15 protein-coding genes are annotated in these 15,327 nt (G+C 69.9%); 11 read left to right on the top strand and 4 right to left on the bottom strand.

What is annotated here, in order from left to right; genetic code table 11:
- Position 1 precedes the first annotated feature (1 nt).
- The 4 genes from B2515_RS10600 to B2515_RS10585 all read left to right on the top strand — a co-directional run bounded on the left by B2515_RS10600 (position 2) and on the right by B2515_RS10585 (position 4,220).
- Positions 2–1,363: a lipopolysaccharide biosynthesis protein gene (locus B2515_RS10600; RefSeq protein ID WP_293876178.1), complete on the top strand. Its 1,362-nt coding sequence runs from the start codon at positions 2–4 to the stop codon at positions 1,361–1,363.
- Between the two features lie 99 nt (positions 1,364–1,462).
- Positions 1,463–2,527: a diacylglycerol/lipid kinase family protein gene (locus B2515_RS10595; protein ID WP_293876177.1), complete on the top strand. Its 1,065-nt coding sequence runs from the start codon at positions 1,463–1,465 to the stop codon at positions 2,525–2,527.
- An 8-nt stretch (positions 2,528–2,535) separates the two neighbouring features.
- On the top strand, positions 2,536–3,450 hold the full coding sequence (locus B2515_RS10590) for a hypothetical protein (RefSeq protein ID WP_293876176.1): 915 nt from the start codon (positions 2,536–2,538) through the stop codon (positions 3,448–3,450).
- On the top strand, positions 3,447–4,220 hold the full coding sequence (locus B2515_RS10585; RefSeq protein ID WP_293876175.1) for a nucleotidyltransferase family protein: 774 nt from the start codon (positions 3,447–3,449) through the stop codon (positions 4,218–4,220). The genes B2515_RS10590 and B2515_RS10585 overlap by 4 nt, the downstream gene beginning before the upstream one ends.
- Here B2515_RS10585 and B2515_RS10580 read toward each other — a convergent pair.
- Complete coding sequence (locus B2515_RS10580; protein WP_293876174.1) at positions 4,199–4,900, bottom strand: HAD family hydrolase; 702 nt, start codon at positions 4,898–4,900, stop codon at positions 4,199–4,201. The genes B2515_RS10585 and B2515_RS10580 overlap by 22 nt on opposite strands.
- A 93-nt stretch (positions 4,901–4,993) precedes the next feature.
- Here B2515_RS10580 and B2515_RS10575 point away from each other — a divergent pair, with 93 nt between their 5' ends.
- Positions 4,994–5,761 (top strand): hypothetical protein, encoded by a 768-nt coding sequence (locus B2515_RS10575; RefSeq protein WP_293876173.1) that lies wholly within the window; start codon positions 4,994–4,996, stop codon positions 5,759–5,761.
- Between the two features lie 147 nt (positions 5,762–5,908).
- Here B2515_RS10575 and B2515_RS10570 read toward each other — a convergent pair whose 3' ends face one another.
- On the bottom strand, positions 5,909–6,799 hold the full coding sequence (locus tag B2515_RS10570; protein WP_293876172.1) for a prephenate dehydratase: 891 nt from the start codon (positions 6,797–6,799) through the stop codon (positions 5,909–5,911).
- Positions 6,800–6,914: 115 nt separating this feature from the next.
- Between B2515_RS10570 and B2515_RS10565 the strand changes: the two genes are divergently transcribed.
- On the top strand, positions 6,915–7,607 hold the full coding sequence (locus B2515_RS10565; protein ID WP_293876171.1) for a c-type cytochrome: 693 nt from the start codon (positions 6,915–6,917) through the stop codon (positions 7,605–7,607).
- 199 nt (positions 7,608–7,806) lie between these two features.
- On the opposite strand, the gene B2515_RS10560 is transcribed toward B2515_RS10565, so the two are convergent.
- Both B2515_RS10560 and B2515_RS10555 read right to left on the bottom strand, forming a co-directional pair.
- Complete coding sequence (locus B2515_RS10560; RefSeq protein WP_293876170.1) at positions 7,807–8,682, bottom strand: TIGR00730 family Rossman fold protein; 876 nt, start codon at positions 8,680–8,682, stop codon at positions 7,807–7,809.
- A 46-nt stretch (positions 8,683–8,728) separates the two neighbouring features.
- Entirely contained in the window at positions 8,729–9,403 is a 675-nt protein-coding gene (locus tag B2515_RS10555) for an extensin family protein (RefSeq protein ID WP_349676241.1), read from the bottom strand.
- A gap of 142 nt (positions 9,404–9,545) precedes the next feature.
- On the opposite strand from B2515_RS10555, the gene B2515_RS10550 reads away from it, so the two are divergent.
- The 5 genes from B2515_RS10550 (at position 9,546) to B2515_RS10530 (ending at position 15,304) form a co-directional block, all read left to right on the top strand.
- Entirely contained in the window at positions 9,546–10,700 is a 1,155-nt protein-coding gene (locus B2515_RS10550) for a phosphoserine transaminase (protein WP_293876169.1), read from the top strand.
- 124 nt (positions 10,701–10,824) lie between these two features.
- Positions 10,825–12,402 carry a phosphoglycerate dehydrogenase gene (serA, locus tag B2515_RS10545; protein ID WP_293876168.1) on the top strand — a complete coding sequence of 526 codons (1,578 nt, stop codon included), beginning with the start codon at positions 10,825–10,827 and terminating at the stop codon, positions 12,400–12,402.
- Positions 12,403–12,621: 219 nt separating this feature from the next.
- A complete protein-coding gene (locus tag B2515_RS10540; protein WP_293876167.1) occupies positions 12,622–13,686 on the top strand; it encodes an MlaA family lipoprotein in 1,065 nt (354 codons plus the stop codon).
- A 54-nt stretch (positions 13,687–13,740) separates the two neighbouring features.
- Entirely contained in the window at positions 13,741–14,856 is a 1,116-nt protein-coding gene (locus B2515_RS10535) for an ATP phosphoribosyltransferase regulatory subunit (RefSeq protein WP_293876166.1), read from the top strand.
- 28 nt (positions 14,857–14,884) lie between these two features.
- Positions 14,885–15,304: a VOC family protein gene (locus tag B2515_RS10530; RefSeq protein WP_293876165.1), complete on the top strand. Its 420-nt coding sequence runs from the start codon at positions 14,885–14,887 to the stop codon at positions 15,302–15,304.
- The last annotated feature ends 23 nt before the right edge of the window (positions 15,305–15,327 follow it).

The following is a 15,327-nucleotide window of genomic DNA, read 5'->3' as shown; positions in this document are numbered from 1 at the left end:
GATGACCAGTGCGATGTTCAAGGGTGGGCCGCAGGGCGGACCCATGCGCGCGATCGCCCGCAATCTGGGCTGGATGCTCGCGAGCCGCGGCGTGCTCGCGGTGCTCAGCCTCGTCTATCTCGCCATCGTCACGCGTACGCTGGGCGTCGCCGGCTTCGGCCGCTTCGCGCTCATCACCGGCGCCAGCCAGGCGCTGGCGACGGTCGTCGGGTTCCAGACGTGGCAGATCATCGTCCGCTACGGCCACCAGCATCTGAAGCCCGGCGACGAGACGCGGCTGGCGCGGCTGTTCCGCGCGTGCGGCCTGCTCGACGTCGGCAGCGCGGTGATCGGCGTGATCCTGGCGGCGGTCATCATCCACACCTGGGGCGAAGCGCTGGGCGTCCGCCCCGTCCATGCGCGCGCGACCATGATCTTTACAATCGCGCAACTGCTGTCGATCCGCTCGACCCCGCTCGGCATCCTGCGCCTGCGCGACCGTTTCTCGGTCGCGGCGGCGGCGGACAGCGTGACCCCGGCGACGCGGCTGATCGGCGCGGTGCTGGCGGCGCTGTTCCTGCCGAGCGTCACCGGATTCCTGATCGCCTGGGGGCTGGCGGAGGTGCTCACCGCCGCGGCCTATTGGGCGGCGCTGGCGCGCAGCGGCGACCTCAAATTGCTGTTCGCGCCCGGGATCGGCGTACGCGACGTGGTGATCGACCATCCCGGCATCGTCCGCTTCTCGCTCGCCACCAACGCCAGTTCCTCGCTCGGCCTGTCGAGCAAGCAGATCCCGCTGTTGCTCGTCGGCGGCACGGTCGGCACCGCCTCGGCGGGCGCGTTCCGGCTGGCGCTGCAACTGGCGCAGGCGCTGACCAAGGTGTCGCAGCTGCTCGCCCGCGCGGCCTTTCCCGAAATCGTCCGCGCGGTCGCGGCGGGCGGCCTTGCCCGGGTGCGGCAGATGATCCTGCGCTCGTTCCTGATGGCGACGGTGGTCGCCGCCTTCGCGTTCCTGATCGTCGTCGTCTTCGGTCACCCGGTGCTGACGCTGATGGGCGGCAAGGAATTCGGTCGCGCCTATCCGATCCTGCTGTGGCTGGCGGCGGCGGGGTGCATCGATCTGGTCACGGTCGGATTCGAACCGCTGCTGCTCGCCGCCAACCGGATCGGCGCCACCTTCATCGCCCGGCTGGTCGGAATCGGCGCATTGTTCGCGGTCAGCTTCTGGCTCAGCCCGTCGCTGGAGGTGATCGGCGTATCGATCGCGGTGCTGGTCAATGCGGTGATCGTCGCGCTGCTGCTGGGGCTGGCGATCCAGTCGCTGCTGCAGTCGGAGCCGCCCGCGACGGCTGCGACCGGCGATAAGTCGGGCGAAATCGCCTGAATCACACCGACGTGCATCAATTTTCTTGTTAGGGCCGCAATCCTGCCCATATTTGCCCGTGTGACAGTTCGGTGAAGGACTCGTGACGGAGGGTGTAATTTGGCCACGGTATTCAACAGGCGCCCCTCCGCCGGCGAGGCTCTGATCAATGCGGCGGGACAGGTCGTGTTCCGGCGGTGCGGCGCGGCGGTCGATGTGCTCGGCGAGGCGCGGATCGCGCGCGGGCCGGCGCCGGTCGTACCGGCCCGCGCGCCGCTGCTCGTCGGCGTCATCGCCAACGGGCGCAGCCATCGCAACCTGAAGCACGGCATGCGGCTCGATCACTGGCCGGACGTGCTCTACACCGCACCCGATACGTTCGACGCGCTCGAGGAGACGCTGCGCGACTATGCGGCGCGCGGCATCGGCCTGCTGGTGGTGAACGGCGGCGACGGCACGCTGCGCGACGTTATGACCGCGGCGGCGCGGGTGTTCGATGCGATGCCGCCGATGGCGATCATCCCGTCGGGCAAGACCAATGCGCTGGCGCTCGACCTCGGCATCCCGGAGGGCTGGACGGTGCGCGACGCGATCACCGCGGCGCAGGCGGGGCGGTTCGTCGAACGCGCGCCGGTTGAGGTCCTGCGCGACGATGCGACGGTGCCGGACGCGCGCGGCTTCCTGCTCGGCATGGGCGGTTTCGTCCGCGCCACCGAACTGGCGCAGAGCACGCATCGCGCCGGCGCGTTCAATGGCGTCGCGGTGGCGCTGTCGCTCGGCTGGAGCATCGCGCAGACCTTGTTCGGCGGTGCCGGCAATGCCTGGCGGCGCGGCACGACGATGCGGTTGCAGGCGGATGGCGACCGGCCCGCGACGCGGCAATTGTACCTGATGCTCGCCTCGACGCTCGAACGGATGCCGGTCGGGTTGAAGCCGTTCGGGCGTGAACGCGCGGGCCTCAAGATGCTGACCGTCGATGCGCCGCCCCGCCATCTGTTCCGCATGCTCAAGCCGATCCTGTCGGGGACCGACGGCAGTCCCGCGGTTGCGGCCGGCTTCGCGCGCACCGATCCGCGCAGCGTCCGCGTCCAGTCCGACGAAGGCTTCATCCTCGACGGCGAACATTATGCGGGCGGCGACCTGACCATCCGGGCGGGGGAACCGATCCGCTTCGCCGCCGCTTGAGCGGCGCGATGGCCACGACGTTGCTGTCGTTCGTCGCGGACGAACTGGACACGCCGGTGTCGCCGCCGATCGCCGCCGCCGCGCGCGAGGTCGTCCGCCGACTCGGCGGGCTGGCGGTGCTGTTCTACGGATCGGTGCTGCGTACCGGCGACCTCGACGGCGTGCTCGACTTCTACGTGCTGACCCTGCGGCCGCGCGGGTGGGGGCCGGGCGCGATGGCGACGCGGACGCTGTGGCCGGACGTCAGCTTCCACGAGATCGCGATCGGCGGCCAAACGACTCGCGCCAAGGTCGCGACGATGCCGCTCGACACCTTCTGTCGTGCGGCCGAAGGGCGGACAATCGATACGACGGTGTGGACGCGCTTCGCGCAACCGGCGGCGTTGGTGTGGAGCGCCGATCCGGCGACCGGCGCGCGCGTCGTCCGTGCGGTCGCCTATGCCGCGGCGACCGCGGCGCGATTCGCGGCGGTGCTCGGGCCGCAGCGCGGCACCCCGGCCGATTACTGGCTGGCGCTGTTCCGCCAGACCTATTCCGCCGAGCTGCGCGTCGAGGCGCCGGGCCGGGAGCGGCAGATCCTCGCCTTCGATCCCGGCCGGTTCGATACTTTGCTGCCGCTGGCATGGCACGGCGCCGGGATCGGCCACGAACGCCGCGGCGACGTCTATGCGCCGGCGGTGCCGGTCCGTGATGCCCGCGCGACGCTGGCGGCATGGTGGCTGCGCCAGCGCCTCGGCAAGTGGCTCAACGTCGCGCGGCTGGTGAAGGCCGCCTTCACCTTCGACGGCGCCGCGCGCTATGGCCTGTGGAAGCTGCAACGCCACACCGGCATCGACCTGCCGCTGACGCCGTGGCGCGAGCGACACCCGATCCTCGCCGCGCCCGGCGTGATGTGGCGGGTCTGGCACCGGCGCGCGTCATGAGTTTCCATGCGCTGGTGCTCGCCGGATCGCGCGGTGGCGTCGATCCGGTCGCGGATTATGCCGGCGTGTCCGACAAGGCACTGATCCGCATCGGCGGGGCGACGATGCTGGAGCGCGTCGTCGTGGCGCTGCGCGCAGCCGGAGCGGAGCGGATCGCGGTATCCGCCAACGCGCCCGCGGTCCGCGCCGAGGCGCTGCGGCTCGGCACCGAACCGCTCGATGCCGCGGCGGGGCCGAGCCTCAGCACCTTGCACGGGCTGCGGACGCTGGGGGCGCCCCTGCTGGTCACCACCGCGGACCATGCGCTGCTGCGGCCCGAATGGGTGCGCGATTTCCTCGCCGATGCGCCAGCGGACAGCGACGTCGCGGCCCTGCTCGCCCGGCGCGACGCGATCGAACGCGATTCGCCGCCGACCCGGCGCACCTATCTGCGCTTCGACGACGGCGGCTGGTCGGGGTGCAACCTGTTCCTGTGCAGGACGCCCGCGGCGGAGGCGGCGATCGGTCTGTGGATGTCGGTGGAGCGCGATCGCAAGCGGCCGTGGCGGATCGTCCGCCGGCTGGGGGCGGGGACGCTGCTGCGCTACGCCCTTGGGCGGCTGACGCTGGACGCGGCGCTCGCGCGGCTCGGGGCGACGGTCGGCGTGCGGGCGGCGGCGGTGGCGGCGCGCAACGGGCTGGCGGCGGTGGACGTCGACAAGCCCGCCGACCTCGACCTCGTCCGTGCGCTGCTCGGCGATCGGCCGGATCAGGCGTCCCAGTCGACCTGACGCCAGCCGCGTGCCGTGGCGACGCGGCGCAGCGCGGCATGCGGATTGACCGCGATCCGTTCGTCCGCCCATTCGAAGCTCGGCACGTCGGTAACGTGGTCGGAATAGAAGCGGACCGTCGCCCGGTCGCGGGCGATGCCCTGATCCGCCAGCCAGCGTTCGATCATCGCGCGCTTGGCGGGGCCGTAGCAATTGCCGCCCTCGATCCGCGGCAGCAGGCGGCCGTGGGCGTCGATCGCGGTCGCCGTCGCGATCAGCGCATCCGCGCCCATCTCCCGCGCCACCGCCGCGGCATAGAAGCGATAGGCGGCGGTGGCGATGACGATACGATAGCCCTCGGCCCGGTCCGCGGCGATCTGCGCCCGCGCGCTGCTGCGGATCTGCTTCGGGCCGAAGCGCGCCAGCCAGCCCGCCGCGATCCGATCCGCCCGTGCGGGCGACAGCGTGCCGAGCGCGGCGCGGTGCATCACCTGTTTCAACCGGTCGCGGTGGATCAGGCCGAGCGCCTTCAGCCCCGCCGCGCCGAGCACCACCGGCAGCAGCGCCAGCCGCCATGGCGCGTGGCGCGTCACCGCATGGAGCAGGAGCGGTGTCCAGGTCGGCGCACGGGTGATGGTGCGATCGAGGTCGTAGACCGCGATCCGTGTCAGGGGGGGCTGGGTGCGATCGTCGGGTACCATCGCGCCGGATTGGCGCGGGAAGGTGGCATCCGCATGGCAAGGCTGCGCCAACCGGTTGCGGCGGCTCGCGCCGCACGCTAGGCGCGGCGTTCCATGCGGTCCTATCAGCCTTCGTCGGACCGTCGCCGGGCAGTGTCGCTGGCGCTGACCGTCGCCGCGCATATCGTGATCGCCTTCCTGCTGTGGCGGCTCGCGCCGGTGCTCGATCCGCCGGCGGAGCCGGGCCGGTCGCTGACCGTCAACATGCTGCCGGTCGGCGACAACAATTCGACCGCGACGAAGAGCGCCAAGGCCCCCGCCCGCGCCGCGCAGGCGAGCCGCCGTACCGCGCCCGAACCCCCCGCCGCCCCCAAGCCGCCGGCCGAGGATACGCCGGTGCCGCCGCCGGTGACCACGACCTTCCCCGGCTATCTGGTGCTGAGCCGCAACGAATTCGCTGCCTCCGATGTGGGCAAGATGCCCTCGCGCAAGTCGGGCGGCAACGCCGGGCAGCAGGTCGCCGCCGCGGACGGGCAGGGCGACGGCGATGCGGGCGAGACCAGCGCCTCGGCCGGCACCGGACCGGGCGGGCAGCGGCTCTATGCCGCCGAATGGTATGTCGAGCCGGCGCAGTCGCAGCTGTCGCCCTATCTGCCCGCCAACGTGCCGTTGGGGTCGTGGGCGGAGATCGCCTGCCGCACCGCGCCCAATTACCGGGTCGAGGATTGCGTGCAGCTGGGCGATTCGCGCGCCGGATCGGGGCTGGCCCGCAGCATCCGCGAGGCGGCGTGGCAGTTCAAGGTCCGCCCGCCGCGCGTCAACGGCAAGGCGCAGATCGGCGCTTGGGTGCGGATACGGATCGACTTCAGCAGGAAGGGCTAGGGCCGATCGACATTCAGCCCTGACGGCCTGCAAACGGCGGTTTCGCGTGCTTCCGGTGCTCACGTACCGAAAGTACGCTGCGCTCCGGGTCACGCAAAACCACCGTTTTCGGCACGTCATCTTCTGAATGTCGATCGGCCCTAGGGCTCACCCCCGGTCGCGCGCGCGCCGGTACGTTCCCAGCACGCGCACCCATTTCGAATGGAAGCCGAGCTCCTCCAGCGCGCGGTCGACCGCGGCGTCGCCGGGCTTGCCCTCGATATCCGCGAAGAATTCGGTCGCCACGAACTGGCCGCCGCGCTGGTAGCTTTCCAGCTTGGTCATGTTGACGCCGTTAGTCGCGAAGCCGCCCATCGCCTTGTAGAGCGCGGCGGGGACGTTCTTCACCTCGAAGATCAGCGTCGTCATCCACGGCCCCGCGCCGACCGGCGGCTTGCCGCCGCGCGCCAGCACGACGAAACGCGTGGTGTTGTGGTCGGCATCGGCGATGTCGACGCCGAGCAGGTTGAGGCCATAGATCGCCGCCGCGCCGGGCGGAGCCAGTGCCGCGACCGCAGGGTCGCCCCGTTCGGCGACATAGGCGGCGGCACCGGCGGTATCGGGATAGGAGATCTGGCGGATATTATGCGCCTTCAGCCAGTGGCGGCACTGGCCGATCGCCTGCGGATGGCTCATCGCCTCGCGCACGTCGTCGCGGCTGCCGGTCCCCATCAGCGCGTGGCGGATCGACAGGAAATGTTCGCCGGTGATGACCAGCCCCGATTCCGGCAGCAGGAAATGGATGTCGGCGACGCGGCCGTGCAGCGAATTCTCGATCGGGATCACCGCGCAATCGGCCCGGCCGTCGCGCACCGCGTCGATCGCATCCTCAAACGCGAAACAGGGCAGCGGCAGCCCGTAGGGGAAGCATTCCAGCGCGGCGACATGGCTGTTGGCGCCCGGCGCGCCCTGGAATGCAACCGCGCGCTCCGGTTCGGCGGCGGCGGCGGCGGTCATCGCGGCGACGATTGGACGGGCGGGGGCGGCGTAGGTTTCCATGGCGAGCGCGGCGGTAGAGCGCCCGCGCCCTACCAGCAAGCGCGCGCTTGCGGAGACAGACGCCGTTTCCTATGGGTTCGCAGCGCAAGAAGAGAACAGGGGCAGCGTTAGGCAGATGGATAACCGCACCAATACGATCGCCGGGTGGACGCTGGCAGCCTGCGGGCTCGCGCTCGGACTGTCGATCGTCGGCGGCATGGCCTTCCACAGCGAGCGGCCCGAGAAGATGGGCTATGCGATCGAGGGCGTCGAGGAAGAGGGCGCCGGCGGCGGTGCCGCCGAAGTGCCGATCGCCACGCTGCTGCCGACCGCGGACGCCGCCAAGGGCGCGGAAGTGTTCAAGAAATGCGCCGCCTGCCACACGGTGACGCAGGGCGGCGCCAACGGCATCGGCCCCAATCTGTACGGCACGCTGGGCGAGGGCATCGGCCAGGGCAAAGGCGGCTTCGCCTTCTCCGACGCGCTGAAGGGCGTCGGCGGCAACTGGGACTTCGACAAGATGAACGCGTGGCTGACCAGCCCGCGTAAGTTCGCGCCCGGTACGAAGATGACCTTCGCCGGACTCGGCAATCCGCAGGACCGCGCCAACATCATCGTCTATCTGAACGCGCAGGGTTCGAACCTGCCGCTGCCCGCCGCCCCTGCCGCAGGCGCTGCCGCCCCGGCGACCGACAAGGCGCCGGAGGGCAAGGATTCGGTCACCAACGCCGATGCCGCGAACAACCTCGGCAACACCGGTACGCCCGCCTCGGGCGCGCCGTCGGTCGATCCGGCGGCGGCGGTAGAGGGCGCCAAGGCGGGCAAGTAAGCGTTTCCGCGCCCCCGGTGCCAACCGGAGTCGTCGACGACCTCACCCGACGACCTCACCCGACGACCTCACCCTGCGCCCGCTTAGCCGTCTTGTCCCCTCTCCCGCCGGGAGAGGGGAAGAGGCGCGCAGCGCCGAGGGGTGAGGGCAGGGCGGGAAGGGTGATTGTTGGCCGGGCAGCGGAACGCGCCCCCGAACCTCAGCCCGCCTTCTTCGCCTGTTCCTCGTAGAAGTTGCGCACCACGTCCCACGCCTCTTCGGCGGTTTCGACATAGGTGAAGATGCCGAGGTCGCGCGCGCTGACCACGCCTTCGTCGACCAGCGCCTGGAAGTTCACCACCTTTTCCCAGAATTCGCGGCCGAACAGCAGCACCGGAATCGGCTTGATCTTGCCGGTCTGGATCAGCGTCAGTAGTTCGAACAGTTCGTCGAACGTCCCGAAGCCGCCCGGGAAGGCCGCCAGCGCCCGCGCGCGCAGCAGGAAGTGCATCTTGCGCAGCGCGAAATAGTGGAACTGGAAGCTCAGCGACGGCGTGACATAGGGGTTTGGCGCCTGTTCGTGCGGCAGGACGATGTTGAGGCCGATCGATTCGGCGCCGACGTCGGTGGCGCCGCGGTTCGCCGCTTCCATGATCGACGGGCCGCCGCCCGAGCAGACCACGAACTGCCGCATCCCGGCCTGGTCGCGCGGCACGCGGCTGGCGATCTGCGCCAGTTCGCGCGCGACGTCGTAATAGCGGCTCTTGGCGACCAGCCGTTCGGCGATCCGGCGGCTGTCGTCGTCGCTCGCCAATTCGAGCATCGCCTGCGCCTTGGCGGGCTCGGGAATGCGGGCGGAGCCGTACATCACGAAGGTAGAGGCGATCTTCGCCTCTTCTAGCAGCAGTTCGGGTTTCAGCAGTTCGAGCTGGAAGCGGACCGGCCGCAGGTCCTCGCGCAACAGGAAGTCCATGTCCTGAAAGGCGAGCTTGTAGGCGGGATGTTCGGTCTGCGGCGTCGAGATCGCCTGGCTGGCGCTGGCCGCATCCTGGCTGGCGTTCGGAAAAACCCGTTCGGGTACGCGTGTATCGGTCATCCGAAGGCGTTAGAGCAAAGCCGGGGGGGGCTCAACGCCCGAAATCCTATCGGCAGACGCCGGCACGATCGTCCTCGAGATGGAGGTGGTCGCGGTGCGCGGCATTGTAGGCAGGCGACAGGACGGTGCCGAAGCGGCGGCAGGCCGAATCATGGATCGTGGTCAGGAACCGCTGCACCTGCGGATCGGGCGAGGTCCAGTCGCGCAGCACGGTGACGCGTCGCCCGTCCTTCAGCGTCACCCCGCCGAAATCGACCGCATTGGCGATGGCGTGGCCCGATCGCCGCCCGCCGCCGCGCGCGGTGCCGACGACGTTGCGGCAGGCATAGCTGCCCATGCCCTGCACGCTGGCGATCTCGCTGCCGAGCATCTGCCATGCGGCGGGCGCCAGCGCGTTGCGCACCCAAGCGGAAAAGGCCCGCGCCTCGCCGCAGCGCATCGCGGTGATGCCGGTGACCGGCACGCCGATCTCGACCAGCTGCACCGCGCCGGAGAGGCCGCAGCCGTTGCCGAAATCCCGGTCTGGCAACACGCGATAGGCGACGTTCATCTGGCGCAGGTCGGCGAGGCATTGCGCCGTCTCGCGCAGCGACGGCGTCGCGATCGAGGCGCGCGGCGCGCCCGGGCGGTCGGGCTGGCGGTCGGGACGGCCGCAGGCGGAAAGCAGGAGCAGCGTGGCGACGATGCCGGAGCGGCGGCAGGAGCGGGGCAAGCGGAACACGCCGGCGATCATGCGCCACCCGCGCCCATAAACAAGTCCGTCCCGGACGAACCTGCCTTGCCAGCGGCTCCAACCGTCTCTAGGGCCGTCGACGGGCCACGCCGCCCCAACGCGGCGCGTGCTCTCTGTGAGGAGAGATACATTGACGGATACTGCCACCGCACCCGCATTGGGCGCGACCAAGCCTGCCACCGTTCCGGCACGCCCCTTCTTCAGCTCCGGCCCCTGCGCCAAGCCTCCGGGCTGGGACGCGTCGAAGCTCGCCACCGAATCGCTCGGTCGCTCGCACCGCTCCAAGATCGGCAAGACCCACCTCGCGTATTGCATCGACCTGATGCGCGAGCTGCTGAACCTGCCCGACACGCATCGCATCGGCATCGTCCCGGGCTCCGATACCGGCGCGTTCGAAATGGCGATGTGGACGATGCTCGGCGCACGCCCCGTCACCACGCTCGCCTGGGAAAGCTTCGGCGAGGGCTGGGTGACCGATGCGGTCAAGCAGCTCAAGATCGATCCCACCGTCATCCGCGCCGATTACGGCGCGCTCCCCGATCTGACGCAGATCGACTGGGCGACCGACGTGCTGTTCACTTGGAACGGCACGACCAGCGGCGTCCGCGTTCCGAACGCCGACTTCATCCCGGCGGACCGCGAGGGCCTGAGCTTCGCCGACGCGACGTCGGGTGTCTTCGCCTATGACATCGACTGGTCCAAGATCGATGTCGCGACGTTCAGCTGGCAGAAGGTGCTGGGCGGCGAGGGCGGTCATGGCGTCCTGATCCTCGGCCCGCGCGCGGTCGAACGGCTGGAGAGCTACACCCCGGCCTGGCCGCTGCCCAAGGTGTTCCGCCTCGTGTCGAAGGGCAAGCTGACCGAGGGCGTGTTCAAGGGCGAGACGATCAACACGCCGTCGATGCTCGCGGTCGAGGATGCGATCGCAAGCCTCGAATGGGCTAAGTCACTGGGCGCCGGTGGCCTGATCGCGCGCTCCGACGCCAACGCCGCCGCGCTCGACCGCATCGTCGCGGACCGCGACTGGCTCGGGCATCTCGCCGCGGACCCCGCGTCGCGGTCGAAGACCAGCGTCTGCCTGACCGTTGCGGGCGCCGACGAGGCGTTCATCAAGACGATGGCCGGCCTGCTCGAGAAGGAAGGCGCCGCCTATGACGTCGCCGGCTATCGCGACGCCCCGGCTGGCCTGCGCATCTGGTGCGGCGCCACGGTGGATACCGCCGATATCGAGGCGCTCGGTCCCTGGCTCGACTGGGCCTACGCGACCGCAAAGAACGCCGTCTAACCCGATTTCGTCATCCCCGCGCAGGCGGGGATCCATACACGCAGGTCGTCGAAGACGCCGCAACGTCAGCGGCTATGGACCCCCGCCTTCGCGGGGGTGACGGCTGGTTCACAGGATAACACCCATGCCCAAAGTCCTCATCTCCGACAAAATGGACCCCAAGGCCGCGCAGATCTTTCGCGAGCGCGGCGTCGAGGTCGACGAGATCACCGGCAAGACCCCCGAAGAGCTGATCGCCATCATCGGCGACTATGACGGCCTCGCGATCCGCAGCTCGACCAAGGTGACCAAGGCGATCCTCGAACACGCCACCAACCTGAAGGTCGTCGGCCGCGCCGGCATCGGCGTCGACAACGTCGATATCCCCGCGGCGTCGGCCAAGGGCGTCGTGGTGATGAACACGCCGTTCGGCAATTCGATCACCACCGCCGAACACGCCATCGCGCTGATGTTCGCGCTCGCCCGCCAGCTGCCCGAGGCGGACGCCTCGACGCAGGCCGGCAAGTGGGAGAAGAACCGCTTCATGGGCGTCGAGCTGACCGCCAAGACGCTGGGCCTGATCGGCGCCGGCAACATCGGCTCGATCGTCGCCGACCGCGCGCGCGGCCTCAAGATGAAGGTCGTCGCCTTCGATCCGTTCCTGACCCCCGAGCGCGCAGTCGAGATGGGCGTCGAGAAGGTGACGCTCGACGAGCTGCTGGCGCGCGCCGACTTCATCACGCTGCACACGCCGCTGACCGACCAGACCCGCAACATCCTGTCGGCCGAGGCGCTGGCGAAGACGAAGAAGGGCGTGCGCATCATCAATTGCGCGCGCGGCGGCCTGATCGACGAGGCGGCGCTGAAGGCAGGGCTCGACAGCGGCCATATCGGCGGTGCGGCGCTCGACGTGTTCGTCGAGGAGCCGGCCAAGGCCTCGCCGCTGTTCGGCACGCCAAATTTCGTCTCCACGCCGCACCTCGGCGCGTCGACCACCGAGGCGCAGGTCAATGTCGCGATCCAGGTCGCCGAGCAGATGGCCGACTTCCTCGTCTCGGGCGGCGTCACCAACGCGCTCAACATGCCGAGCCTGTCCGCCGAGGAAGCGCCGAAGCTCAAGCCGTACATGGCGCTCGCCGAAAAGCTCGGCAGCCTCGTCGGCCAGCTCACCACCGGCGCGATCACCCGCATCTCGGTCCATACCGAGGGCGCGGCGGCGGAGCTTAACGCCAAGCCGATCACCAGCGCGGTGCTGGCCGGCTTCCTCGGCACGCAGACCGCGACGGTCAACATGGTCAACGCCCCGCTGCTGGCGCGCGATCGCGGCGTCGAGGTGCGCGAGGTGCGCACCGAGCGCGAGGGTGATTATCACACGCTGCTGCGCGTCTCGGTCAAGACCGCGGACGGCGAGCGTTCGGTGGCGGGCACGCTGTTCGGCGATCAGGCGCCGCGTCTGGTCGAGCTGTTCGGCATCAAGGTCGAGGCCGATCTGGTTGGGCCGATGCTGTACGTCGTCAACGAGGACGCACCGGGCTTCATCGGTCGTCTCGGCACGGCGCTGGGCGAGGCGGGCGTCAACATCGGCACCTTCCACCTCGGCCGCCGTCAGGCGGGTGGCGAAGCGGTGCTGCTGCTGTCGGTCGACGAGCCGGTGGACGCGGCACTGCTGGCGAAGGTGAAGGCGTTGGGCGGCGTGAAGACTGCGATGGGCCTGACGTTCTGACGCTGCCGCCGGAGGGTGAGTGCGACGCGCTCATCCTCCGGCAGGCGTTGCCGCTCCGCGTTCACCGCGTTCACCGCGATCATTCGATAGCGCCATTGCGGTTTTATCGCGGCGATCCCTGACGCACGCCGCCAGTCTGGCGCTTGTGCCATATCCATAGTATCCAACGGCCCGGCCGATATGCGCCGGGGCCGGGGGATTGGTGCATTGGCGTTGTCGGTGATCGCGGTCCTGCTGCTCGGGTCGGGTCCGCTGATGGCGCCGACGTTGCCCGACATCGCGCCGGTCGGGCAGACATCGGTCATCGCGTCGCCCGCGCCGGTGGACCGGATGCCGGATCGGCCGTTGCAAGACCTGCTGCCGCCGCTTCCCGCAGATGGGCCGCCGGTCGTTCCGGTATTGCCGCTGGTTCAGGTCCCGTTCGCCACGTTCCCGGTATTCGCCGCCGCTGACGCCACGTCGCCGGGCACGGACATCGTCGTGACCGCGCGCGGTGACTGGGAGGCGCCCGATCCGCTTGCCGGGATCAATGCGACTGCGTTCGACGCGACGCAGGCGGTGGACCGCGCGCTGATCGGTCCCCTCTCGATGGCGTACAAGAATAAGGTGCCGGGGCCGATCCGCGACGGCATCCACAACTTCCTCTACAATCTGCGCGAACCGGTGGTGTTCGTGAATTATCTGCTCCAGCACAAGATCGGCAAGGCGGCAGAGACGGTCGGGCGGTTCGTGGTCAACACGACGATCGGCGCGATCGGCCTGTTCGACATCGCTCGTCGCAAACCGTTCAGGCTGCCCCGCCGCAGCAACGGGTTCGCCAACACGCTAGGCTTCTATGGCGTCCCCAACGGCGCGTTCCTGTACCTGCCGCTGGTCGGGCCGACGACGATCCGGGACCTGTTCGGCGGTGCGATCGACCGTCTGGTCATGCCCATCGCATTGGGGCAGGGGGTAACCGATCCCAAGTTCGCGATCCCCGCCGGTGCGCTCGGCGCGCTCGATCATCGCGCGGAGTTCGACGAAACCTACAAGGCGATCGATACCGCCCCCGGCGACCGGTACGGCAATGCCCGCGATTTCTATCTGCAACGGCGGCAGGCGGAGATCGACCGCCTGCACGGCCGCGGCAAGGCGGACTCGGGCGGCATGACCGAGGCGCCCAGCGGTGCCATCCGGTTGCGTGGCCGGGGATCGGCCCCAACCGTCGAACTGCCCGTCGCCCCCGCCACGCCGGCTCCCGCGCCGACCCCCGATGTACCGCCCACACCCGCACCTGCCGGCTAACGCAACCGCATCGCGGCTATGGCGCTCCTCCGCCGCTGTCGCTATCCGCGCGACATGACCAAATTCGGCCTGCTGCCCGAGGGCTTCCACGATCGCCTGCCTCCCTTCGCCGATGCCGCCGCCGCGATCGAGGCGCGCGTGCTGGAGGCGGCGCGGGGTCACGGGTACGAACGCGTCGATCCGCCGCTCGCCGAATTCGCCGAAGGGTTGGGCGCGCGACTGAAGGCGGGCGGGCTGCGCAACGCGGTGCGCTTCGTCGACCCGGTCAGCCAGACGACGATGGCGATCCGCCCCGATCTGACCGCGCAGGTGGCGAGGATCGCCGCGACCCGCATGGGCCACCACCCGCGCCCCGTCCGTCTGTCCTATGCCGGTTCGGTCCTGGCGCTGCGCGCCTCCGCGCTCGCTCCCGGCCGCGAGCGGCGGCAGGTCGGCGTGGAACTGATCGGTCTCGATTCGCGGCCCGCCGCCAGCGAGGTCGTCGGGGTCGCGGTCGAGGGGCTGACCGCGGCCGGCGTTGCGGGTGTTTCGATTGATTTCACCTTGCCCGATCTGGTCGATACCCTCGCCGCCGGGCCGCTGCCGGTCGCCGCCGACCGCATCGGCCGGCTGCGCGAACGACTGGATGCCAAGGATGCCGGCGGCGTCGCGGAGATCGCGCCCGACTATCTGCCGCTGATCGCCGCGGCGGGACCGTTCGCATCCGCGATGGCGCAGTTGCGCGCGTTCGACACGGATGGCGTGCTGACGTCGCGACTCGACGGACTGGCGGCGATCACCGCGGCAATCCCTGACAGCGTCAGGCTGACGCTCGATCCGACCGAGCGGCACGGTTTCGAATATCAGACATGGCTCGGCTTTTCGATCTTTGCCGCCGGCGTCGCGCGTGAGGTCGGCCGCGGCGGCACCTATCGCATCGTCCATGGCGATGGCGCGGAAGAGGTCGCGACCGGCTTTTCCCTCTACGCCGATGCGATCGTTGCCACCACCGGCCCGGTCGATCGCCGCCGCCTGTTCCTGCCTTTCGGTACCCCCGCCGCGGACGGCGCGAGGATGCGCGCCGACGGCTGGGTGACCGTCGCCGCGCTGGAACCGGGCGATACGCCCGAAGCGCAATTGTGCACGCATCTGTGGGCGGCGGGCGAGGCAAGGGCGCTGCCCGCCGACTGATCGATCCATATCGCGAAGGGAGGCCGAAGTGCGGATCCGTAACGTGCTGGTCCGACGGTTGCTGCCGCTCGAGGCGATCGACGCCGCGGTCGCCGAATATGAGGCCCTGTTCGGCGAACCGGTGCGGCTGCAGTTCGATTATCCGGAGATGGAACTGCGCCTCGTGCAGGTCGGGCAGATCCTCTTCATCGGGGGGTCCGACGCGGCGCTGGCGCCGTTTCGCGCGACCGCGATGACGTTCATGGTCGACGATCTGGCCGCCTTCGCCGCTTATCTGCCGACGACCGGCGCCACCATCCTCGACGGCATCCAGCGCGTGCCGACCGGGCGCAACATGCTGGTCCGGCAGCGCGACGGTACGCTGGTCGAATATGTCGAGCATGATTCGCCGCATCCCGCCGACGCGGTGCTCGTGCATGCGGTTGACCCCGCTCGCAGCGCCGGGTAACCGCCGCCCCGACATTTCGGAAC

It is taken from the genome of Sphingomonas sp. UBA978 (assembly GCF_002292295.1).
Taxonomy (GTDB): Bacteria; Pseudomonadota; Alphaproteobacteria; order Sphingomonadales; family Sphingomonadaceae; genus Sphingomonas.
The sequence above is the reverse complement of the archived record's forward strand: the minus strand, read 5'-3'. Positions and strand labels throughout refer to the sequence as shown.